The organism is Kaistella sp. PBT33-4, from assembly GCF_029194425.1.
Lineage (GTDB): Bacteria > Bacteroidota > Bacteroidia > Flavobacteriales > Weeksellaceae > Marnyiella.
Map to the genome: position 1 here is coordinate 62,485 of NZ_JARFYL010000005.1, position 23,789 is coordinate 86,273.

Sequence of the window (23,789 nt, forward strand, 5' to 3'; positions counted from 1 at the left end):
GCAAAGGATTAAAGGAAGAATGAACGCAGGATGGTGGCCGCAACGATTAAGAAGATACACGCACCAAACCACGAAGCTGCCGTTTTCGATGTATCGGGGTCGCCCGAACTGAATTTGTTGTACACCTTAACTCCTCCGATTAACCCGACCACCGCACCGATAGCGTAGATTAACTGGGTTGCGGGGTCGAAATACGACGTTACCATTTGGGTAGCCTCGTTGATACCTGCTGTGCCACTTCCCTGTCCGAACACACCAATTCCTGAGAGCATTGCCACGGCTGCCAGCAAAACTTTTTTTCTTTGTTTTTCCATAATTGAAACACATTAATTTGTTACTGTTTATCCCGCACCTTGCAGGCTTTCGGGACAAAGGTGTTTCAGAAATACAGGCGTTGTAACAAAGTGGCAGTCAGAGGAATTGTTTGCCTGTGGATGTCCGTGTTTCTTACTTCATATGAACTAAGAAGTCAACTCTTAAGAAGTTTTTTATAACTAAGCTATTTGCTAAATGCAACTTTTAAATTACATTTGTACTTTAGCGTAATGAAATCTATTGTTAATCATTTTTAAGATGAAAATATCAGGTAAACATATTGGGGAGATGTTGAAAAGAGCCAGAGAGCAGAGGCAATTGACACAAGAACAATTAGCTCAAAAAGTTGGCAAGAAAAGAAGCTATATCTCAAAAGTAGAAACTGATTATGGTAATCATATCAAACTACAAACTCTTAAAGAGATTGTTGAGAAAGGGTTTGAAGGAAGGATTAAAATAGATTTAGAACTCTGATTCTGTATGGATAAACTGTTGAAAAATGCTTTTAAAATACAAATTCAATCAAAAGAGGGATTTGAGTTTGAGGAATTTATTGATGAACTATTTCTTCTTAAATACGGTGTCGATGATTATATCCCTATTAGAAGGAATAAAGACCAAGGTAACGATGGTACAGTTTTACCTGAACAAAAGATAATAGCTTGTTATGCTCCAAGAAAGTATAGTAAAGTAGATTTTGAAACAAAAGTATTGGGGGCTAAAAACAAGGAAGGTGATTTTGAAAAATATCAAAAAAACTGGAAGGATAAGTATCCCAATTGGGAAATGTACGTTAGTCATGAAATCTCTCCAGACCAACTTAATATAATTCAAGGATTGGATGGAACTAACTCAATTAAAGGTATCGACCAAATTCTTTCCATTATTGATGAATTGGTTTCAAGTAAGAAACGAAAACTTACAGCCTATTTGGGAATTGAAAATTTCTTTATACAGGATTATATACAGGACATTATTAATGATTTGTTGAATGCTTCGGGAGAAGAAGATAAAATCTTATATTTTGACAAAAAAACATTAGTTCCTCCTCAAAGGAAAATAGAACTGAACTTTGAACAGGAGGATTGGGATGGAATGAATTCAGAGATGATGTTGGTAATGGAGGAATTTAGTACAATTACAAACATGCTTTCTGGATATTCCGATGATGAAATTAATATACTGAAAAGAAGAGTTATAAATGATTATAATAAACTTTCAGGACATTTTAAGGAGAGGTTGTATTACCTTACAGAACAATACGTAAGAGAATACGGTAATATTAAAGATGATGAATATGTAAAGTGTGTAAAATCCATATTGCTTTATATGTTTGAACAATGTTTAATTGGCAGAAAAACAGATAGCGAATTATGATACTACCGCAACCAGAAAGTAATTTAAAAACCAATCTTATGGTATTGGGAGCAGAAATCATAAGTATTATGGACAAGTCTCCATTCAAAAGTAGATATGTAGTTGTTGATGATGTGATGAGGAGGTTCCTAAAGAAGGACAAAGACCGAACGGCCGACCTCTTTCTGTATGCTTTAACTTTTTTGCATACACTTGGCAGTATTGAAAAAAAGGGGTATAAAATAAAATTGGTAAAAAAAGAAGATAATAAAAGCCAAATAAGTTTATTTGAAAACGATGCTAATTAGAATATATTCAGACACTAACTTAATACAAGCTGTTCCATTTCACAATGGAATAAACATCATATTAGGTAAATATTCCGAAGATAGGGAAGCCAGAGGGATTAACGGCATTGGCAAGTCTACTTTCGTTAGACTTATTAACTTTACTTTATTAAGCGGTGAAGCTGAAACCACATTTAATCAGAAAAAATATGACTTTTTAAGAGAAGAGGAACATACAATTACTTTAGAATTCGAGATAAGAAAGCAAAGGCATTTTATTAAAAGAAGCTTTGTTGATACGAAAAAAGTTTTTTTCGGTAAGCGACCTGACGAGCTTGACGAATATGAAAAATCGGAAATGCCAAAGATATTGGAAGGGATATTTTTCCCCACAGAAAACAATGAAGTCTTTTTTGAAGGAAAAAGATATGGAACATTGATGGAGTTTTTTGTCAAAGATGATTTGCAAAATCAACAAAGAGTTGACCCGTTAAATTTTGTTTCATATAAAGCGAATGGAAGGGAAAAAGCTTTGTATAATTTCTATTTGCTAAACCTTCCGACGAAAACACTTTTAAAATATAATGAAGTTTCGATCGAATACGAAAATTATAGCAAAACGGTAAAAATCTTATCTGAAAAAATAAAAGCAGATACTGGAAAGGATATTCAGGAATTTAGAACAGAACGATTAAAAATTGAAAAAGATATTACGGCGCTTGAGAATAGCTTGAAAGAGTATAACTTTCTTGCCAATCACAGAGAAGTAGAACAAAAATTAAATCAGGTTATATCCGAAATCAACGAACAATCTGTCATTTATCATAATACAAATCGGAAACTAGAAAAACTTAAGGCTTCTTACAGTAATGTTTCATCTATTGACTTGGATAAAATTCAAAAGCTCTACAACGAAACAATAACAACTTTTGGAAATTTCGTAAAGAAAAGCTTGGATGAGGTTATAGATTTTAAAAAACAGCTTCTTGCTAATAGAAACAAATATCTTTTAGAAGAAGAAAAGAAATTACAATCTTCAATAGACCAAAGCTTTAAACAGCTGGAGAAATTAGAGAGGAATAGAAGTCAATTATTTTCTTTATTAAAAGAAAGAGGTGCTTTGGATAGGATTGAGAGTACTTACGAAAGGTTAGTGAATGAAAAGACACTTTTGGAACGTAACACTTCGATTATCAGAGAAATTGACGAAATAGAAGAAATATTAGGAAACTCTAATATTGTCATTGCTGAATTAAAAAGAGATATTGTTAACGAGCTAAACAAGCAGCAACAATACTTAGATGAATTAAGATTATTATTTCAGCAAATTCTTGAAAATGCTATTTATCTTGATGAAGAATTTGACAACTCTTATTTTAATATCACATTAAATTCGACTTCACCAAGAAATCAATTGCCTTTTAAAATTAGTTTAGAAATTCCAAAAGCTGACGCATTAGGGCAAGAACGTTTAAAAATTGTTGCTTATGATTTAATGTTATTCCTAAAAAGCAGAATAGACCAGCGAAATATTCCAGATTTTTTAGTTCATGATGGTGTCTTCCATGCTATATCTTATAAAACTATATCAAATGTTCTGAACTATATGTACCACAAGTCAAACGAACTTCATAATTTCCAATACTTGGTTACATTCAATGAGGATGAAATTGATTTAAGTAGAGATGAAAATAAGTTTGGTAAATTTGACTTTGCTTGGTCTAAACATGTAATAGCAGAATATTCCGATAGTGAACAAAAAACAATTTTTAAACGTTTTTTTTAAATGGTAAAGTATCAACTCCCAACTCTAAAAGACGAAAGGTTGTTTGAGGAACTTACGTGTGACCTATTCAATTTTGTAGAGAACCTCTTTTACATAAGTATTTCTCAAAATTTGTAAAGAAACCCAAGCCTACAAAACCAAAACTTGATTTACCAGAAGGTGCTTTGGGAAAAGAACTTGCCAAGAAGAACTATATTGATTATCTCAAAAAACGATATGGTGACTGGAAATAGATTGAGTTAAATAAAAAAGGAGAGAAATTCAACTGCCCTGCTTTTATTATTTATTTATCTAAAAGATATAAGGCTTCTGGAATTAATTATTTTGATGTTCAACACTTTGACGATTTAGTAATTTATCTAAAAGGTCGGATTGACGGAACAATAATGGAGAAAGTAAATATTTCAAAAGGAATACAAAACTATTCGGTATTTGAAGAGTCTACAAGTGATTTTTCTGATGTAAAATAAGAAATTAGAAAAAAAAGAAATTATGGGACTATTAGAGGCAAGATTTACAGTCCAAGGAACAGATACAGAAATTCCTTTTACTATTATAGAAGATGAAAATTCAGCAGTTTATTTATATTCTCGCTTTAATGAAATGGAATATAAATTTCAATTAGGAAATACTGAAGGATTACTCCGCCTTCTTCAAAACAATCCCTTTGAAGAGTCTCACGAAATAGTTGATGAGCGACTAACGGGATTGTCTTCTGATTGGATAGAAAGTAAAGCTCAAGGATTTGATAGTACAATAGACTTTGAACAAGCTAGACAGCCCGGTTATGGTCCCGATGATATATTTGTTGAAAACAAACCTTTTTCCCTGAGACAAATTCTTGATCTTATTGAATCTGGAGATATTGAATTAACTCCTGATTTTCAGAGAAATTTCATATGGGATAAAACTCGCCAGAGCAAACTGATAGAATCAATATTATTAGGACTTCCTTTACCATCGATTTATCTAAGCCAATATGAAGATGGAAGATTAACCGTTGTGGACGGTTTACAAAGATTATCTACTATCAAGGCATTTTTAAATAATGAATTGAAATTAGTAAACTTAGAATACTTAACTGAATCTAACGGGAAGTTTTTCAGTGAATTAGAAAAAGTTTTATCGCCTTTACGATTAAGAAGATTTACACAAACTCAAATAATGTGTTTTGTAATAGATTATCGTTCTCCAAGTAAATTAAAATTTGACTTGTTTAGAAGACTGAATACAGGAGGAAAGCCTCTCAATAATCAAGAAATTAGAAATTGTTTGTCAAGACCAGAAGTTCAGCATGTACTAAAAGATATGATTAATCTTTCAAGTTTTGCAGAAGCTACAGCTAATAGTGTTAAAGATACCAGAATGGATGCTCGAGAAGCAGCACTGCGTTTTCTTTATTTTGTTGAACAATATTCTCCTAATCCAGAAAATCCAACAGGAAGATATACTGGAGATATGGAAAATACTCTAGATGATTTTATTGATGAACTAAATTTACGTAACATACAAGTGTTAAGGGATATAATACTAGTCTATGATCAGGGTTTAAAAAATGCTTTCCATTTATTTGGTGATTATTGTTTTAGGAAAGTTACTACTGAAACGGTATCAGGAAGAAGAAGTCCTGTTAATAAGCTATTAATGTTAAGCTTTTCGGTATTGCTTAGTAAATACAGCCATTCAACTGTAATCAATAAATGTGATGCAGACGAATTACTAGTGCCATTGGCTGATTTTATTTCTAATAATGAAGAGGTCTTTCAAGCAATTACATGGGGAACTAATGGTAAATGGAATTTGACTGTGTGTTTTAATTATTTTGGAACATTTTTAACTCAACATCTCGGAGATGCAGAATATTAAATATAAAATATCAGGATTTAAATGTTTTGCAGACAAATCCTTTGAATTAAAAAATATAACACTTCTTACCGGGAGCAACGGTACTGGTAAAAGTAGTTTTATTCAAGCACTATTACTAATAAGAAATGCGATCGAAAAAAACTGTCTTGATCTTAATAGTGTTGATTATGTCAATAAGACTTGGAAAAACACGTCTGTTCCTCTAAATGGTCCATTTTTATTGAATTTAGGCTCGGTTTATGATATTTTTAATGAAAGTGAAAAAGCAAGTAATAGAATTCAGATAGAATTAGGAGAAGAAGTTTTTTGCATAGACTTTCCCTTAGAGGATGAGCCAAATGACAGATGTAACGTTAAACTGAAAACGGAGTTGTCAGAAGATAATAGCTCTTTTTGGAGGAAGCAAAAATTCTATTACTTACATACAGAAAGGTTGGGCCCCAGATTGGGTGTTAATTCTATATATACGGAATTTCCACACTGTTACTATAGAGGAGAAAATACTGCCGAAGTAATCTCACAGTATGGAGTGTCTTTAAAAATTTCAGACGACAGGTTAAATTTAGACATTAAAAGTCCTAACCTACAAGAACAAGTGGATGGCTGGTTAAGTTTTATTTGCCCAGGTACAATAGGAGTAAAAGCAAAACTAAAAGACCTAAATCGTTACCAAATAACTATGAGAAGTAGTGCAGGAAAAAATGATATTCTTGCGCCTAATATTGGTTTTGGAATTAGTTATGCTCTCCCAATCATTGTCAATGGATTAATAGCAGAAAAAGATAGTGTTTTTATTGTTGAAAATCCCGAAGCTCATTTACACCCTAAAGGTCAATCAAATATGGGTTTTTTTTTAGGGATGGTGGCTGCCTCAGGTGTTAGAATTATTGTGGAAACCCATAGTGAACATATAGTTAATGGCATAAGAAAAGCATCTTTACATAAAAACTCTTTACACCCAGAAAATGTTGGTATTTATTTCTTTGAAGATTTTACAACTAATGAAAATCAAACTCAAGAAATTGAAATTAGCGAATCTGGAGATTTAGAAAGTTTCCCAAAAGATTTCTTTGATCAAGTAGGACAGGATATGGCTGAGTTATTTAAGCTGAAAAATTTGTACAGAGATGAAAGGTAGGTTATTCAATTATGTAGAAGCTTTCTGTTGGTATGATAAAAGTTTGAATAGAAGCATAGTTTTACAAAATTACAATAATGCCCTAAATGAAGCCCGTAAAATTGGAGATCAAGTATTTTGTCCAAAAGTTATGTATGATCCAGAAAATAGAGATGTAATTTTTCAATTTATGTGGCGTAATGGTTATCAATCATTTGAGGAGCTGAAAGTACATTTTGAATGGCTACAAGTTGATGATTTTCAGTTATTACAAACTATTTCGTATAGCCTAGGACAACCAACACCTAATTCTTCAAATGACTGGAAAGATTTCGCGGAAGAATTTAGTGAAGAAAATAAATCTTTAATAGGACTTAAGGATGATGATTGCTTAGATCCCTTAGTTTACGATAAAGACACACATAGAGAATTTCATTCAAGCTATGTGGCTACTTTTGATTTGTACAGACAAAAAGCTCAATATGAATATTTTAGAAAACATTACAAACCTAGTTTAAAACTTGAAAGTGGTCGAATAGAAAATTTAATTCAAAGAAATCAAGTAAATAACCAAATTATTCGTCTTGACTCTCCTGCTACTTCGCCAAACGGAAATCCGATTCATGGCCAACAAATTCATATTCACATAATGGTTAACGGCAATGAATGTGCACTGAATATTGATGGAAGTTGGAAACATCCACCCCATGAACATCCAAATAATAGAATTTCAGTAGATTTATGTTTGATACTTTCACAGTGGGGATTTTGCTTACCAAAAGACTATTATGATTAGGGTTATTGTTTTTTTTTACACAAACTCCCCAATATCAAAATCCTCCAAATCATTGCTCCGCAAAGTGGAAGAACTAGCATGAGTTTCAGAAGAAAGGCTACCGTCCAGTAGCTCGGCTATTTTTCGGGACGCACTTTCTATAGAATTTTCCAGCAGGCTGAATAATTCAGTTCCCTGTAATTTTTGAACTATGGCTATCGCTGTTTCCTTTTGGGATTGTTCCAAATTTTCTTTTTGGAGCAATGCCCCTACCGAGCTTAGTTCGTCGTAGGTAACCCCTTGGGCAAGACTGTTATCGCCACCATATATTCCGTACCTGTTCCAATCTTCTTCCTCTTCCTCCAGGTCAGATATATTACCGAAAACTTCGTCCAGCTCTTTCTGCGGAATTTGAATACCAACGTTTTCATTTTCGTTGTATTCAATGTCTAAAATATCGGGATTTATCTCATCTTCCTCCATTTGGCGTTCGGTGGCGGTGTTTGGCACTGAAAGGCTTCGTGCAGGCTTAGGCGGACCCATAATATCGGGCAGGTTCGGATTGACTTTGTCCTGCGTTGGCTTTTGTTCCGTCTTTTTCCTGATAACAATTTTGTCCTGCACAAGCAGGATAATGATTATCAGCAGGCATATCACAATTATTGTTTCCATAGTTTATTAAATGGGTTTGTACTTATCATTATAACTATTGGTAATCTGCTCACCAAATTCCTGAAAATGGTAATCAAGTAAATTGTCTAAATAAGCGTAAATAGTAATCTTATCTTCTCCTATCACTTGTACGATACGTGACATTTTTTCGTGAAAATACGGTCGGATATAAACCGTTTTTCCGTCACGGGCATTGGTATCCGGTTTTTTGAAAAAGATACTCTCGTAATCTGCTTCTTTTGTACTTTTGGTTTTGCTCTTTCCTTTAACCGCGGGTTTCTCCGATGTCAATTCTTTAGACTTGATCTCTTCCTTTTCGGGTGCTTCGCTCGGAGGTTCATGAGGAAGCTGTAACCCTTCTTTTTTTACGCCATCAACCATCAGGTTCATCATAAGTTCCTCATTAATTTCAGGCATGCCTTTTCTCTTGTTTTCATTCTCCATAAGACTATAATTGAATGATTTTTAGAAATTCGTTCATAAAGAGATCCAAATGACAGGCTTTCATCAACCGTTCATCTGGAGGCATTACGGTAGAACGGAAAACGGTTTTGCTATCCACTTCGCTTTCTTTACGAAAGCGGGTACTGTTCTTGATTTGACTTTGCATCAGACTTAACCCTAATTGTTCAATGAGTTGGTTATACACGCCATATAAAGGGGTACTTTCCCTGCCATCAACTTGGTTCCAAAACAGGTTAATGGTCTCTATGGATGTTTCTCCTTTTTTCATAATCACATCCTGCAAAAGCTGTGTGAAGATGAGCGTACTTTCCATTACTAAACGGTCTGCTGTGATAGGCGTAAAAATGTGATTCATTCCTGCCAAAGCTTTTAAGATCCCTGGCGTGTTCACTGTTCCGGGCAGATCAAAGAATATGACATCAGTCGGAACGGAAGACGTGCTTAGATATTCGTGAGCAGCATCCAATACGTTATCCGCTTTGTGCTGCATAATTGGATAGGCTTTCTTGTTGATCGTAGTAAATTGTTTGTATGCCAGCTTTTTCAAAATCTCATTTTCCATTACCATTGCCAAATCCCTTGTTTTCATTTTAATGAGGCTGTGCTGTGGAAAATCCACATCGAATACAGCTACATTGTAGCCTAAACGATAGTGCAGGTTACTTGCCGCAAGCGTTGTAAATGTACTTTTACCGACACCGCCTTTTTGAGAAGAAAAGGCGATAAATACTGTCTTGTGTTTTGCATTCATCTTTCATTTATTTTAATTGTTATATACTCAATCACCCATGTGCTTATTTCAGTAGTTCGATAGCTATCTGCTACATTCTCTATGCACTTGGATACCAACCTATATCGGTATGTAGATAAGTCCTTATGTTGTTACCTGCATAGTTATCTACAGACTTATATCCTTTTGTTGGTACAAATAAAAAGAGATAAACAAACAGTTCTAACAATGTGGCAGTGTTTGGCGTTCAAAGGCGGTTTTTGTCTGGGTATGATTTTGAAATACTCTAACCAACAGCACCTTACTTTGTAAAATGATTTTTATTAACAGATTAATGCAAAAGCATCTTGACAAAATGGACAAAAGCAGAACGGCATCAAGCCGTTTTTCCCTGCTATATTTAATCCGTCCGGAAAGGCGGATTTTTGTGTTCACCAGAACACGGCAAGTTGTGTTTTGAGGCACTCGGAACCGAGTTAGTGCCTCAAAACAACTTGCCCTGCTGGGAGCTAAAAAACACTCTCCGAAGTCGAGGTTTTGTGTGAATTAAAAATGGATTAGTGATGAACGAGGACAGTAACAAAAAACAGAATAAAGGGGGACGGATACCGAAAACCGACCCGAGGATCTACCGCCATGTTTTCCGTCTTACGGACGAGGAAAACGCCAAACTTTTATCACTTTTTGAAGCATCGGGAATGCCTAATAAAGCTAAGTTTATCATTTCCTTATTGTTTGATAAGGAAATGAAATCGGTTAAAATTGACAAAGGAACAGTTGATTTTTATATGCGACTGACCTCGTTTCACAGTCAATTTCGCTCCGTAGGTGTGAACTATAACCAGATTGTAAAGCTGCTTTACAGGAATTTTTCCGAGAAAAAAGCCGCAGCGTTCCTTTACAAATTGGAAAAACAGACGGCTGAAATGGCGATGTTATGCCAAAAAATCATTCAGATCACCGAAGAATTTGAAGCAGGACCTCTGAAAAAACAGACTTAGAAATGATAGCAAAAATTGGCAGAAGTGGAAATTTATACAGTGCATTGGCATACAATCAGCTCAAAGTGGAAAATGAAAATGGAAAAATTTTGTTTGCCAATAAGATGATTGAAACCGCTAACGGTCATTATTCCGTAGCACAATTAGCCCAATCTTTTGTGCCTTATTTGATAGCCAACCGAAATACAGAAAAACATACCTTGCATATTTCGCTCAATCCCGACCCGCAAGATAAAGTAAGTGATGACACGTACAGGGAAATGGCAGAAGAATATATGCGGGAAATGGGTTACGGCGAACAGCCTTTTGTCGTATTCAAACATGCCGATATTGATCGCAGTCATATTCATATAGTATCAGTTTGTGTGGACGAAGAGGGCAAAAAGATTTCGGACAAATTCGAGAAAATGCGGTCTATGAATGTTTGTCGTGAGTTGGAAAGGAAGCACGGATTAATACCTGCAACAGATAAGGAACACAAGCAGAGCGACAAGATTTTCCGATCGTTGGATTACAAAGGTGGAGATATAAAAAGCCAAATCGCTTCGGTTGTCCGCCACCTGCCGAATTATTATCAATACCAAACTTTGGGAGAATACAATGCTTTGCTTTCCCTGTTCAATATTACCACTGAGAAAGTGGAGGGCGAATTTCAGGGGCAGCTACGGCAGGGTTTATTATACATTCCGTTAAACGATAAAGGAGAAAGAGCCGGACATCCGTTCAAGGCTTCGCTTTTCGGAAAAAACGCAGGGCTACCGACTTTAGAATATCATTTTGTAAAAAGCAAAAAGGCTTTAAAAGACCACCCTACAAAGCCAACCATTAAAGCTGCCGTTATCATTGCCCTGCAATCAACGATTGATGAGCAGGGTTTTAAAAAGCAGTTAGGCGAACAAGGCATTAATGTAGTGGTGCGCAGAAATGACACAGGACGTATTTACGGAATAACTTTTATAGACCACAATTCTAAAACTGTTTGGAACGGTTCACGCTTAGGCAATGAACTTTCTGCCAATACCTTTAATGATTATTGGAACAACAATATCAAACTCGAGATTAAAGAGCCGGTTGAACTACAATCGAAAATATCGAGACCAAACGATGCGGAGCTTCCTGCGGAAGAACCACATCATTTGTTCGACTTCCTGAATACTAATGAAAAACACGACGACGGTTTGAGTGAAGCATTAGGCGGTTTATTGCCCGAAGCACAGGGCGAAGATTACGAGGAACAGGATTTTGCCAACAAAATGAAGAAAAAAAGAAATCGCCAAAGAGGTCAGAAATAGAAATCAGCCATACTCCGCCATGCACCGCCATTAACTGTCATATTCTTATAGCCACTAAGCACAGCCTTTAAATTCACGCCCGAACATTAAAATTAAAAATAATGCAGGGAGAAGACGATTTAAGGGGTTTAGCCAAAGTAATGGCTTTTATGAGCGCTGTCAGTATCCTTTTGGTACTGATGCACCTTTATTGGTTTTGTTACGGTTTCTTTATAGAACGTGGCTGGACGTTAGAAATCATCAACAAAATATTGGGTAATTTTCAGCAAACAGCAGGTCTGTTTTCGCATACCCTATATACCAAGCTGTTTGCTTTTGTATTGCTGGCATTAAGCTGTTTGGGTTCTAAGGGAGTTAAAAATGAAAAGATAACCTGGTCTAAAATCTATGTGGCTTTAGCGATCGGCATTGTCCTGTTTTTTCTGAATTTCTCTTTACTAAAGCTACCATTACTAACCGCTACAACCCTTTATGCCCTTACCACAGGTTTAGGCTATATCGCTTTAATGGTAGCCGGGGTTTGGATGAGCCGTTTGCTTCGTACTAATCTGATGGAAGATGTTTTCAACAATGAGAACGAAAGTTTTCAGCAGGAAACTAAATTGATGGAAAACGAATATTCTGTCAATCTTCCCACAAAGTTTTATTACAAAGGCAAATGGAACAACGGTTGGATTAACATAGTCAATCCTTTTAGAGCCTCAATTGTGTTGGGCACTCCTGGCTCAGGAAAATCGTATGCCATCGTAAACAGTTACATCAAACAGCAAATTGAGAAAGGCTTTAGTATGTACATCTACGATTTTAAGTTCGACGACCTTTCAACTATCGCCTACAACCATTTATTGAAGCATCGGAATAAATATAAAGTTCAACCCAAATTTTACGTGATAAATTTTGACGACCCACGTAAGAGCCACCGTTGCAATCCCGTAAATCCCGATTTTATGACGGATATTTCAGATGCTTACGAAGCAGCTTATACCATAATGCTGAACCTCAACCGAAGTTGGATACAGAAGCAAGGTGATTTTTTCGTGGAAAGTCCAATTATCTTACTTGCAGCAATAATCTGGTATCTTAAAATCTATGAGGACGGTAAGTATTGTACATTCCCTCACGCTATTGAATTGCTGAACAAAAAGTATTCGGACGTATTCACGATTTTAACTTCTTACCCCGATTTGGAAAACTACTTATCGCCTTTTATGGATGCTTGGCAAGGTGGCGCACAAGACCAGTTACAGGGTCAGATTGCATCGGTAAAAATTCCTTTGTCAAGAATGATTAGCCCGCAGTTGTATTGGGTTATGACAGGGGATGATTTTTCTTTGGACATCAATAATCCTAAAGAGCCAAAGATATTATGTGTTGGAAATAATCCCGACCGTCAAAATATCTACTCCGCAGCTTTGGGTTTGTACAATTCAAGAATTGTGAAACTCATCAACAAAAAGGGGCAATTAAAAAGTTCGGTTATTATAGATGAGTTACCCACAATTTATTTTAGGGGGTTGGATCACCTGATCGCAACTGCGAGAAGTAATAAAGTGGCTGTGTGTTTGGGCTTTCAGGACTTTTCGCAATTAGCAAGGGATTACGGCGATAAAGAGAGCAAGGTAATTCAAAATACAGTAGGTAATATTTTCAGTGGTCAGGTGGTTGGCGAAACGGCAAAAAGCCTTTCGGAACGTTTCGGAAAGGTATTGCAAAAACGTCAAAGTTTAACTATCAACCGTAATGATAAATCTACCTCCATATCGACACAGTTAGACAGCCTTATTCCTGCATCGAAAATATCGACTTTGACACAAGGTATGTTTGTAGGTGCTGTTTCGGATAACTTTGATGAACGCATCGAGCAGAAGATATTTCATGCTGAAATTGTAGTGGATAATGATACAGTAGCTGCTGAAACGAAAGGGTATCAACAAATACCGCAAATTTTATTTTTCGGAAATGGTGAAGATGAAATGAAGCAACAAATTGAAGGCAATTACCGCCAAATAAAACAGGACATAGTACAGATTATTATATTAGAATTAGAGCGCATTAAGAATGACCCGGATTTGCAACATTTGGTACCACAGTAACCTAAAGCACTGAATAAATCTCGAAACGTTTAAATTATTTTGAGACTAAACAGTTCTAATATAACTTACAACACTAAAATTAGAACTTAAAATTTTCTTTTCGGTCTTTGCTAATTTAATTGCTCGTCTCAATAAAACCTACTGGCTTGGCAATTGTCACTAAGGCATTATAACTTCCCTCCCCTATCTCTTTACGGTTAATAGTAATTCTCTGCTCTTGTATGTCATCCTGAAAAAGGTGTGGAAGCATCGCAAACAAACATTTAACCTTTGTCATTGGATTTATTACACAATCGCAAACAATTGCAGAATCACCCAGAATCGCCACCGGAGCCCGCACCGATGAACCGCGAAGAAAACTTCAGGATCTTGGCCTCGTGTCCTGAGTGAGCTAACAGAAGGTAAAAATTTATTGTTCTAAAAAAAGTCTACAAAAGCACCAATATATGTGTACGCCCACTGGTGTGCAATGAAATATTACCAACTTATTAGCGTTCGGCTTTGCAACCGGCAGAAGGAAAAAAGGCATTCGGTTTTGAGTACGATACCGACTGGTTATAATCGGTCAGAAATTTCTGCTGGAACCTGCTATCCAATTTATGGCGGTCTCCAATACTTTAATTATCGGTACTGCAGGATGCAGGTTTTGAAATAATTTGCAAATACAATAACCCAGAGTATATATAGGTGGAAGATACTGGCGATTAGAGGGTTGATGGATGATTATTTTCAAAGGTGGTTTCAGATTTATAGTTATTCAGACAGTCTGAGAATATCTCCCTTACGGCATCAGCCAGAGATTGCGGTTCCAGTACAACCACCTGTTTGCCGTACGAGAGAATTTCCTGAACAAAATCATAGGTAGGATGAAGGAAGAATTCGAAAACGGTGTGCTCCGTGGTTTCTTCCACAACGTTCTGAGAGCGGTGAAGCGGAAAGCTCTTAATGTACTCCCCCTGCTCCTTGCTGCATTTAATGAGAATGCGGTGTGGATTCTGATGGACCAGATTCATTACCCCGAATGAATGTCTGAAGTGTTCCTTAAAGTTGTATCTGTATTTCTCCCGAAATCTTGCTTTGCTTATTTCCAGAGAAGATATACGGTCCAGACCAAATGATTTCAGCTTTTCATCATTGGTGTCGACCGCGATCAGATACCATCGGTTTTTGGATTCCTTGAGTGCCAGGGGATGTACTTTTCGGGAAGTAAGTGCTTTTGTCTTGTAATTGTAATGGTCAAAAGTTGCAATCCTTCTGTTTCTGATGGCGAAAAAGAGGTTATAAAAGTGATCCAGACCCGTTTGCTTCCGGGACTCGAAAAAAATGAAATCTGAGAAATCCGGGTGCATATTCAGGACGTTGCTGATCTGGAAGCATTCCAGCAGCTTCCGGTTATATTCATCCATCTCCATAACGGGACGGCTGTCTATGTAGTAGCGGTTATCGCCTTTTTTTTTATTGTGGATACTGAGGTTAAAGAGTCTGGAAATCTCCAGAATATCGCGCTGCAGGGTCCGTATTGAATAGCTTGTAACGCCTGCGTCTTGAAATTCAAAGGAATTAAGCAGGTAGTCTTCGATCTGACTATAGGTTGAAGGTACGGACTCAAGTTTTTTAATTATAAGTGCGTACCGGGTAAGGAAGAAATCTTTTTTCATCTTTGATGTTTTTGTAAACCAAAGATAGCAAGGTAATGCGACAAAAAGTGTCGTGTTTTAATTTCTAGTGTTATTAGAAGGTGCAATAAATAATTTCCCATTCAAAGGCCTGATGCATAAATCTGGAAGTAAAAAACTCCGAAGTTAAAACTTCGGAGTACAGATAGGATACCGTTGTAATAAATAGTTTTCTGCTATTTTTTAAAAAAATTAAATAATAACAAGGATGCTATACTTAGCATTACATAATATATATTTATTTCCATTGCATAAAAAAAATAGATAAGTCCTTGATATTTTTCATTTTTATTAATTAAGTGCATATAAATAACAAAACTGAAACTTAATAATAAAAATAATACCATCGAAAAAATAATTAATTTTGGAATATTAATTCTTTTAAAAATTATTTTGATTAATATTATTATTAATATATATATTCCCAATACCAAAAACCCAATATCCTTGTTTTCCATACATTATTTTCCTATCTTATTAACAATATTTTCAGACATGATTTGTAAACATGATTTTTTATCTTTTATTATATTTTCAAACATTTTTTTAGCATTCCAATGATTAATATCCATAACAATATTTATATTAGGTCCTGAACTCATTTTCCACCTCTTTCCAAATTCTGCTACATCATCTGTTTCGTCTGGTTTTGAAGGATTTGCTAGAATATTAATCCAAAATTTCGATTTAGAATTTGGTTTATTTTTATAAATAGATGAACCCACGTACACGAAAAAACCTTCTCCAACAGGATCAAGTGTAATTAACGCTTCCACATTATACCCTTTATCAGAAAGTATTTGAGATAGATGAGCCCCATTCCAACCGCCTAAACTATGTCCCACAATATATATTGAAGAATTTTTGTCAATATATTGCAAAACATTTTCTTCTACTCTATTTGTCTGATTTGGAATATCATATACTTCTTCAAAACCAAGATAATAAGAATTATAGTCAACTCTATTTGAAATTATAGCATCTAAACTTTTTTTTGCGGGTAAAATATTTTTGTCAGGCCCAAAAATTATCCCATAACTTGATTTATCCGCAGCACCACCAATAAAAAATACAACAACTTCATCAGAGTTTCTTACTTTTAAATATTTCCCTTTTTCTACTTTTTCTCCGTATGCATAAATTTCTGCGTATAGCTCCAACTCGTTTACTTCTCCTGATTCTTTTAACAAATTTAACCATTTTTCGGATTTCTCCAGAAATAACTCTTTAGTAGCTCCAAAGTTATTTTTAATTGTAATATCACTGTCAAATAACTTTTTGTTTCTGGTAATTCTATTATATTCGTATATTCTTATTAAAAGAGGCGTTTTATTCGGGATGCCTTTAGTCTTTACCGCCAAATAAACTTTTTCTCCAAGTAAGGCCTTACTTACAGGTACATCATTACCACTTGGTTTAACAGTTGTCCAATAAACCTGTAAGATCATATCTTCAAGATTTTCTTCTTTGTTCTCAGAATCATTTTTTTTATTTACTCCCAAGGTTTTTATTTTGGGGATTTTTACGGGTTCTATATATTTCATTTTGTTATATTTTAATTGTTAAAATAAAAACAGCGGTGGTTACCACCGCCGATTTTTTTGAAAAAAAATTAAGATATTGTACTGTTTGTTTCACCAGAGCCTAAAAGTTGTACATCATCGGTTCTAAAACTCGTTTCAGTTTCCAGCTCCATAGGATTTTCACAGTTGTCCGGATCTCCTTCTGGGAAAATTGGCAATGGCTCTTCTACTGCTAATCCTGTAGATTTGTCTTGTAAAATAGTAAGCGTAGTTGGGATCCGTGTAATCCAATATTTACCTTGTGCTTTTCCGGTGGGTTCGCGCATCTCTACTGCAATACTCATGTACATTGGATCTCCAATTACTGGAATCTCCCCGCCATTCCAGATTTTACCTGTAGTTAGGAAAAATTGTACGGCATCTTCAAAGCCTGGTTTTACAGTTACAATTACTCTTGCCATTCCTGCTTGTAAGAAACTTCTAAACAAAGGGTCTACACTTTCAGATACATACATTGCTTGCCATTCTGCTCTATTGCCCCAATAGTACGGGTAGAACGTATAATCCATAATCTCCCATTCCATGGCTTGCTCCATAAATTTTGCAAGGGCGGTGTATTTGTCCAGATTTTCATTCAGATATACTTGAAATGTATCCATAGTATCACCATCTGTGAAATCTTGACCAAGAATATTTAGATAATCTTGCAACAGATAAGCAATACAGTTGTGTTTCAAAACATCTACTTCCATATAGCGGTAGAAGTTGCCTTGGTTTTCTTTGGCTTCTCCCTCTTTTGTTGCGTGTTCTGCTTCCAAAGCTGCTTGTGCATCTTTAAATTCTTGCAATGCTTTTTCGTAGGTAGCAATTATGGTATTGAAGTTTTCCGTTTTCCAAGCGTCTAAATAAGCATCAGATAGTTGTAGTTTAAAAGAAAATGCTAAATGACTTCCATTTAAATTGTCTCCTCTAAAATTATAATCATACACTCCTGTTACATTTATAGCAAAATATCCAACTTCTTTATATTGAACGTATGTACTTGTAGAGGTTGAAGAAAGCATTCCGCCATTAAAGTTGCTAAAATAAAGTGTTTGTGGTTTATTGCCTCCACCAAAAATACTATTATGGTGTTTTTCTCTATTATGCCCATACATTATTTTTACAGATTTTGCTGTATAATTATCCATAATTGTGATGGGCAAACTTCTCATAGACGCATCTCCATGCAACCCAAAATCTTGTCTTGCGACATTCTGATCTTTTGTGAGTGGAAGAAGCGCAGTTAAAGTAACTCCATAAATTCCTGCCCAATATTCCAACAATTCTTTGGTTGCCATTTTTGGATTCGCCATAGTGTGCGATTCGGGTGCTCTTCTTGGATCTACAGGTGCGGTTAATTGCTTCACATTAGCAACCGATAATGCCAATTTGTGCAGTTTTGCAGGTTCTGGTACCATAAATTCGAACATGGTGCGTTTTCCATAGTTGTAGATCTGGTTTTTCATCTTCTTGTCTATCCATCTGTACACCCCTGTAATATGTTTTGGCTGTGCTGCATCTGGATTGTCAGTATCGGTTACTTTTCCACGGTTATCAAATTCATGTACATTGGTTTCTGTATATTCTTTGATGATTTTTTGCACACGTTCTTCAGAAATTTTGGTAAGAACTCTTTCCATGGCTCTTTCTGTAATTTCCTGAGACTTCATTACGGCTTGTCTAGTGCTATCATGTTGTGCCGTATTATTGGCATAATCTGCACCGATTTCAAATTTGTTATTAAGACCTTCAAAACTATATCTTGTATGTGCAGTGACACTTTGTAATTTATCCAATTCTTTGGCAACTTCCGTCTGCATGTCCGTTCTGGAAGTTTTAGAAGTATCAGATATTTTCTCGGTTTCCTGCGATTTTGAAGTGGTGTCTGTAATTTCAGAATAATCTCTGGCTGTGGAAGATTTGTGGCGCAATTCACTCGCCATCACATTCTCAATATTAGAGACTTCTCCCGGTACATAAGCATGCACACTTTGTACTACTTTTTGATAATCTGCAATTCCTAATCTTTTGATGCCAAAATTTTTACGTGGAGTGCTTCCACTTTCGCCTTCCGTAGGATTATTTTCTCGGATAGATTTCAAAGATAAAATTCCTGTGTACAATTGTAAAGTCTGCACGTTTTGAATTTCCAAAGTGCTTTCTCTTCCATTGGCAAAGTATATTTCTAATTTTAAAGCAGAAATACCCGTAAGATTTTGTGTGCTATTTGCCGGAAAAGTAATTTTATTGTTTTGTACAGAAATGGCACCATAATTTTCTGAAAATTGACCAGCAGAAGATGTTCCAGATATTTTTGCACTAGCAACACTCCAGAAAGAATTTTCTACTTCAAAAGAAAAATTAACGGTCTCATTTCCTGCAAAAAATACTCTTCTAGACCAATCTACATACAAGGTGTAGGCAAGATGTGTGAAGCTAGAAGTTTGTGCCACAGGAATTAATGCTCCACCAATAGTGGTATATTGTTGCTGTGGAAGCGGCGAATTATCTAACGTATATTGTGCTTGCTCTGCAATTAGATTGTGAAGTTTTTCTGCTACAGAAAAATAAGATTGATAAGAATCGTCTATTTCCAATGTTTGTTCTCCAATTTGCATTGTAGAATCAGAAGTTATTACTTTTTCTGCTTCTAAAAGGTTTGCTACATCTGCGGTATTGTAATCCAGATTTGTAAAAAGTTCCATAAACAAATCAAAGGATTCTGGAGAAAGTTTTGTCTGTAAATCTTCAATATTGATTTCATTTTTGAACTCAAAATCAAATGGTGGTACTTCCAAGTCTTTCAATTGTGCATACATTGCCTCTGCCTCTTCTCTAGGAGTTTCTTCCGTGATCGTACTTTCTATTTCAGCCAGCAGTGTTTCATAAGCAGAAATTTGTTCTCCATATTCCGCTTGATAAGCATTTTGCGCTTCATTATATGCTTTTTTTCTCTCGTTGAAATACTGTCTTTCTACTTCAGCCATTTCGGACTTTAGGTGCTCCGCAGCTAGTTTTTTTTGCAGGGCTTTGCTTATGGTTAAATTTTTAGACGATTCATATTTTAATCTTTGTAAAGTTGCAGGGTTTATCGCAGATGGTGTATTAGAATTTGCAGTAGATTCTTCTTCTACAAAGAGTTCTTTTGGCATTACAATTTTTGAATTCAAAGCATTGTCCAAAGGATTTTCTCCATTGATTTTAATGATTTCTTCAGTAGGATCTACATTTTGTACATATCCCAGATGTATCGCTTTCAAAATTTGGCTGATGGCTTCTTTTACGTAAAAATCTTTTTGAGAAACTACCTGATAAATCATATTATCCCAAAGGTTTTTTAATAATTCTGTTAATTCCAATGGATTTGTAAGAATATTTCGGTAGAAAGTATCAGTTGTTGCACGGTCTTGATCATTTAGAATTTCTCGTTTGGAAATTTTTCTTCCTATTTGAAGCATTTCTGAAAAGTAACTTGCTTCTAATTCTTCTACAGTTGTAAAAACTTGTCCCCCAAATTCACTTCCTATAGAATTTAAAGCTTGGAGTTTACTGGTTTCAGCACTTTTGTTTGCTACAGCTTCATCAAATTCTCCCTCTATATTTTCTGGTCGATGAATAAATCCAAAGTTGACTCTTTTTGTTTCTGTAAGTTGCGGGTTTCTTAAACTCACAAATCTGAACAGCGTTTGTGCTGCGTTGTTTTTTGTTGACATTTTTTTTATAAATTTGTTTGGTTTTAATGTTAAAATCTTGAAGACTTCCTTTTATTGGGTGGTTCTTCGGTTTTAGCCTTATTTTTTAGGGTGGTTTCCGGCTTGGATGTCCACCTTAATTTTTGAAATCCTGTTTCATTTTCTCTTAATTTTCTTGTGAGCAAAGCTATAGCGCGAAAGCGTCAAAGGTCGTCGCAGAATAATGACCTTTATTTTTTTAACTCGTAAACATGAATCCAAGGATATAAGCAGAAAAGGGAATAATCAATCATTATTGACTCTTAGGCTTATATTAATGTGTTACGGCAGTGCTAAGCACGGTTCCTGATCAGCTTATGGACAATCTGGTTAAGGAGGCTCCTGTTTTCGTTTATAAAGGAGAGTCCCGCCTGTATCAATGCTTCTATGTTGCTCTTCTTTACATTATCCATTGCGGAAGATGCATTTTTCAAGGAGGGATTAAGCCGGTAGTAATTTTTCTGATTCCGCAGCCCTAATGTTCCGAACATCTGGCTTAATTGGTAATCTACCGTCTCCGCATTTGCGGACAGTAAAATGTCTATAATGGGATTGATCCAAGCCAGCTTTCCAGCCCTGGCTAATTTGTTATAGGAATAAGATTTTGACTCTGCACCTGTTCCTACAGAAAGTATCATCATGTCATTTGCCGTGGGATAATTGGGCTTCTGTTGACTCTTGAGTATTTCTGTGAAAGGCATTTTGCGAGCTTCTGCATAAGCGCAGAGTGCAGGATTATTGGCAAACACTCCCCCATCAATAAGGCTAAAATACTGGCCATACATGGATTTTATTCTGGCAGGTGTGAAATAGGTAGGCGCTGCAGACGTAGCCCTGCATACGTCTTTCACCAGGAAATTATCACCGGACTGTTTTTGTGCTTCTACCGTATTAAACAGTTTCGCTCTTCGGTTTTCAATATCATAGCTGGTAATGAGGCATGGTTTGATGAACTCCTTCAATTCCAGTTTCCCAAAAAATTCATCAAGATTACGTTCCAGATGTTCAACCGATATCCTCTCATTGAACAGACCAAAAGGATTTATCAACTTCTCCCAAAACAAAACCTGAAAAATACTGCCACCCCTTTCCGAATAGAGTTCCAGTCCTTTTTGGATAGAATACTTTGCTTTTCCATTATCATCGGGATAGAGGATAATCGAGGCAATTAAAGCTCCGGTACTGCTGCCCGCTACCAAATCAAAATAGTCGCCCAGTTTTGCACCGGCGCCGTCGTGTTTTTGGAGCTGTTCCTCAATGTACCGCAGAATGATGCACGAAATAATTCCACGGATTCCGCCGCCGTCTAATGAAAGTATGCTGATTTTCTTCATGGTTTTTTTATTGGTGTGAAGCAAATGTAGGTGGGGATTGCGACAGAAGTCGGCGCATCAATTTAAAGGTGTTGCCGGAGATTACACGCAGCTCTTTACAATCTTCAGATCCAATACGTATTTAGGCTCTTACATATCCGTTACTGTCTTTCTCCAGTTTTGCCAGAATCCTCCATTGGGCTTGTATTGGTGATTTTTTAAAGGGTATGATCCGCTTTTCAAAATGAGGAAGGTCTTTAAACTTTTTCCAGTTGCCGCCCCAATCCCAGCCATATTTTGCAAAAATCTTAACACATTCGTACCAATCTGCGACGCGGTCATTATCCCAATCTTTGACGGTATCCCAACTGGCGACCCTGCCATCGATTATTAGGCAGATGTCTACAGCGAATCCGTAGTTGTGAATGCTTTGTCCCGGTTTTGCATTGGTTACTTTTCTCCCTGGTTTAGTCCTTCCTAAAGAATACAAGTCTGCCTGTTCTGAAAGCGTTCTTAATCCCTGTGTAATCCTGATTTCTGCCTTTCCGGTCAATGCTTCATCACACTCAGTGATAATTTGTCTTACTTCATCTCTTACCAAAGGATGAAGCTTTTCAATTCTCTGTTCCGTTACTTTATCCACAATTTGAATATTAATAGTTAGGAGGCAAAGCTAACAGCCAGTTGCGACTGAATGTGTCGTGTTCAAAAGCAACATTTTGGGATCCGGATAATTTATAGTCACAAAACCAACAATGTTATGAAAGGCTTCTCACTATTAAAACAATGAGGAGGACGTCCAACAACTGTTTGGAACCCGACCAAATGAAGAAATGTTATCAAATGAAGAAGTACAGCAGAGAAAGAAAGCACAGGGTGAATACTGGTGGCTATTTAAGAAACCGGAGCTTTCTCGTAACCGGAGAGGGCTTGATTTTATCGCCTGCTTATGACCTTAGCCCTCTGCTGAAAAGGACGGGTTAGCCCCTAGTATAGACCCCCACAATAATGACCTTGATTTTGATCTGGCGATAAGTGTTGGAGTCTATTTTTGCTTAACCCAGGAGGAAATTCACCTCATTATAGAGGAAGTGACTAATACGAAGTAGGCAAATGGCACGAGGTGGCTCGGAAAACAGGGATCCCAAGAAGTGAACAGGAATTGATGCGCCCGGCATTCCCTACTGATTCAAACAGCCACCCGACATACGCGTGGGGCCGCGGTGATAAAATCATCAGACAGCAGTGCCATATTAGTATATTAGGGAATGAAGAGGGACGGTTACGGATTACAAACTCAAGACATCGGGTTATCAACATAAAGTTCCATGGCCATCTTGGCGTAGATACGCCATCACTTGTATAGAGTGGCTGTGCTAATGCCATTTTCCATTGCCAGTTCCTCGGCACTGCGGCCTCCGGCAAACTCTTTTAAAACACCTGCAATCTTAGCAGGACTGAATGTGCTCTTTTTCATTGTCTTAATTACGATTTTAAGTTAATAATTTTTATACTTTTAAACCGTACCGTTTGCAGGGGAGCTTACAACACTCTCCTGATGATTTTTTTTAAAAACCGGAGAATAATTTTTTCCACTCAGGTCGATTGAAATTTTTTGCAGAGAAATCTTCCCGATATTCCTTTGCCTTCGATATCGTTATATTTACAATACTTCAATAATCTATCTTCCTGCTCCGGCAAAGAGTAACCTTTTCTTTTTTGTTCGTCCGTACTTTCATGAACATATAA

General features: G+C 36.2%; 20 protein-coding genes. 10 read left to right on the forward strand and 10 right to left on the reverse strand.

What is annotated here, in order from left to right:
• Positions 1-8: 8 nt before the first annotated feature.
• On the reverse strand, positions 9-314 hold the full coding sequence (locus P0M11_RS11350) for a DUF4134 domain-containing protein (RefSeq protein ID WP_275625780.1): 306 nt from the start codon (positions 312-314) through the stop codon (positions 9-11).
• A gap of 259 nt (positions 315-573) precedes the next feature.
• Here P0M11_RS11350 and P0M11_RS11355 point away from each other — a divergent pair, with 259 nt between their 5' ends.
• The 7 genes from P0M11_RS11355 (at position 574) to P0M11_RS11385 (ending at position 7,523) form a co-directional block, all read left to right on the forward strand.
• Entirely contained in the window at positions 574-789 is a 216-nt protein-coding gene (locus P0M11_RS11355) for a helix-turn-helix transcriptional regulator (RefSeq protein ID WP_275625781.1), read from the forward strand.
• Between the two features lie 6 nt (positions 790-795).
• Complete coding sequence (locus P0M11_RS11360; RefSeq protein WP_275625782.1) at positions 796-1,692, forward strand: hypothetical protein; 897 nt, start codon at positions 796-798, stop codon at positions 1,690-1,692.
• Positions 1,689-1,979 carry a hypothetical protein gene (locus P0M11_RS11365; RefSeq protein WP_275625783.1) on the forward strand — a complete coding sequence of 97 codons (291 nt, stop codon included), beginning with the start codon at positions 1,689-1,691 and terminating at the stop codon, positions 1,977-1,979. The genes P0M11_RS11360 and P0M11_RS11365 overlap by 4 nt, the downstream gene beginning before the upstream one ends.
• Positions 1,969-3,744: a DUF2326 domain-containing protein gene (locus P0M11_RS11370; protein WP_275625902.1), complete on the forward strand. Its 1,776-nt coding sequence runs from the start codon at positions 1,969-1,971 to the stop codon at positions 3,742-3,744. Before P0M11_RS11365 ends, P0M11_RS11370 begins: the two co-directional genes overlap by 11 nt.
• 492 nt (positions 3,745-4,236) lie before the next feature.
• Complete coding sequence (locus P0M11_RS11375; protein WP_275625784.1) at positions 4,237-5,610, forward strand: DUF262 domain-containing protein; 1,374 nt, start codon at positions 4,237-4,239, stop codon at positions 5,608-5,610.
• A complete protein-coding gene (locus P0M11_RS11380; RefSeq protein WP_275625785.1) occupies positions 5,597-6,748 on the forward strand; it encodes a DUF3696 domain-containing protein in 1,152 nt (383 codons plus the stop codon). The genes P0M11_RS11375 and P0M11_RS11380 overlap by 14 nt, the downstream gene beginning before the upstream one ends.
• Positions 6,738-7,523: a hypothetical protein gene (locus P0M11_RS11385; protein ID WP_275625786.1), complete on the forward strand. Its 786-nt coding sequence runs from the start codon at positions 6,738-6,740 to the stop codon at positions 7,521-7,523. The genes P0M11_RS11380 and P0M11_RS11385 overlap by 11 nt, the downstream gene beginning before the upstream one ends.
• 15 nt (positions 7,524-7,538) lie before the next feature.
• On the opposite strand, the gene P0M11_RS11390 is transcribed toward P0M11_RS11385, so the two are convergent.
• From P0M11_RS11390 to P0M11_RS11400, 3 genes are read right to left on the reverse strand one after another with little or no spacing between them, the layout of a single operon-like run.
• Positions 7,539-8,174 carry a conjugal transfer protein TraD gene (locus P0M11_RS11390; RefSeq protein WP_275625787.1) on the reverse strand — a complete coding sequence of 212 codons (636 nt, stop codon included), beginning with the start codon at positions 8,172-8,174 and terminating at the stop codon, positions 7,539-7,541.
• Between the two features lie 6 nt (positions 8,175-8,180).
• Positions 8,181-8,618, reverse strand: a complete 438-nt coding sequence (locus tag P0M11_RS11395) for a DUF3408 domain-containing protein (RefSeq protein ID WP_275625788.1) — start codon at positions 8,616-8,618, stop codon at positions 8,181-8,183.
• Positions 8,619-8,622: 4 nt separating this feature from the next.
• Positions 8,623-9,390 (reverse strand): ParA family protein, encoded by a 768-nt coding sequence (locus tag P0M11_RS11400; RefSeq protein ID WP_275625789.1) that lies wholly within the window; start codon positions 9,388-9,390, stop codon positions 8,623-8,625.
• 542 nt (positions 9,391-9,932) lie between these two features.
• Between P0M11_RS11400 and mobA the strand changes: the two genes are divergently transcribed.
• The 3 genes from mobA to mobC all read left to right on the forward strand — a co-directional run bounded on the left by mobA (position 9,933) and on the right by mobC (position 13,755).
• Complete coding sequence (gene mobA / locus P0M11_RS11405; RefSeq protein ID WP_275625903.1) at positions 9,933-10,370, forward strand: conjugal transfer protein MobA; 438 nt, start codon at positions 9,933-9,935, stop codon at positions 10,368-10,370.
• A gap of 2 nt (positions 10,371-10,372) precedes the next feature.
• Entirely contained in the window at positions 10,373-11,662 is a 1,290-nt protein-coding gene (mobB, locus tag P0M11_RS11410; RefSeq protein ID WP_275625790.1) for a conjugal transfer protein MobB, read from the forward strand.
• 101 nt (positions 11,663-11,763) lie between these two features.
• Positions 11,764-13,755, forward strand: a complete 1,992-nt coding sequence (gene mobC, locus P0M11_RS11415; protein ID WP_275625791.1) for a conjugal transfer protein MobC — start codon at positions 11,764-11,766, stop codon at positions 13,753-13,755.
• Between the two features lie 704 nt (positions 13,756-14,459).
• On the opposite strand, the gene P0M11_RS11420 is transcribed toward mobC, so the two are convergent.
• The 6 genes from P0M11_RS11420 to P0M11_RS11445 all read right to left on the reverse strand — a co-directional run bounded on the left by P0M11_RS11420 (position 14,460) and on the right by P0M11_RS11445 (position 23,517).
• On the reverse strand, positions 14,460-15,413 hold the full coding sequence (locus tag P0M11_RS11420; protein ID WP_275625792.1) for a WYL domain-containing protein: 954 nt from the start codon (positions 15,411-15,413) through the stop codon (positions 14,460-14,462).
• A 479-nt stretch (positions 15,414-15,892) separates the two neighbouring features.
• Positions 15,893-16,975, reverse strand: a complete 1,083-nt coding sequence (locus P0M11_RS11425) for a hypothetical protein (RefSeq protein ID WP_275625793.1) — start codon at positions 16,973-16,975, stop codon at positions 15,893-15,895.
• A gap of 68 nt (positions 16,976-17,043) precedes the next feature.
• Complete coding sequence (locus tag P0M11_RS11430) at positions 17,044-20,709, reverse strand: hypothetical protein (protein ID WP_275625794.1); 3,666 nt, start codon at positions 20,707-20,709, stop codon at positions 17,044-17,046.
• A 311-nt stretch (positions 20,710-21,020) separates the two neighbouring features.
• A complete protein-coding gene (locus P0M11_RS11435; protein WP_275625795.1) occupies positions 21,021-22,061 on the reverse strand; it encodes a patatin-like phospholipase family protein in 1,041 nt (346 codons plus the stop codon).
• 121 nt (positions 22,062-22,182) lie between these two features.
• Positions 22,183-22,683, reverse strand: a complete 501-nt coding sequence (locus P0M11_RS11440) for a M15 family metallopeptidase (protein ID WP_275625796.1) — start codon at positions 22,681-22,683, stop codon at positions 22,183-22,185.
• Between the two features lie 711 nt (positions 22,684-23,394).
• Positions 23,395-23,517 carry a transposase gene (locus tag P0M11_RS11445; RefSeq protein ID WP_275625797.1) on the reverse strand — a complete coding sequence of 41 codons (123 nt, stop codon included), beginning with the start codon at positions 23,515-23,517 and terminating at the stop codon, positions 23,395-23,397.
• Positions 23,518-23,789: the final 272 nt, after the last annotated feature.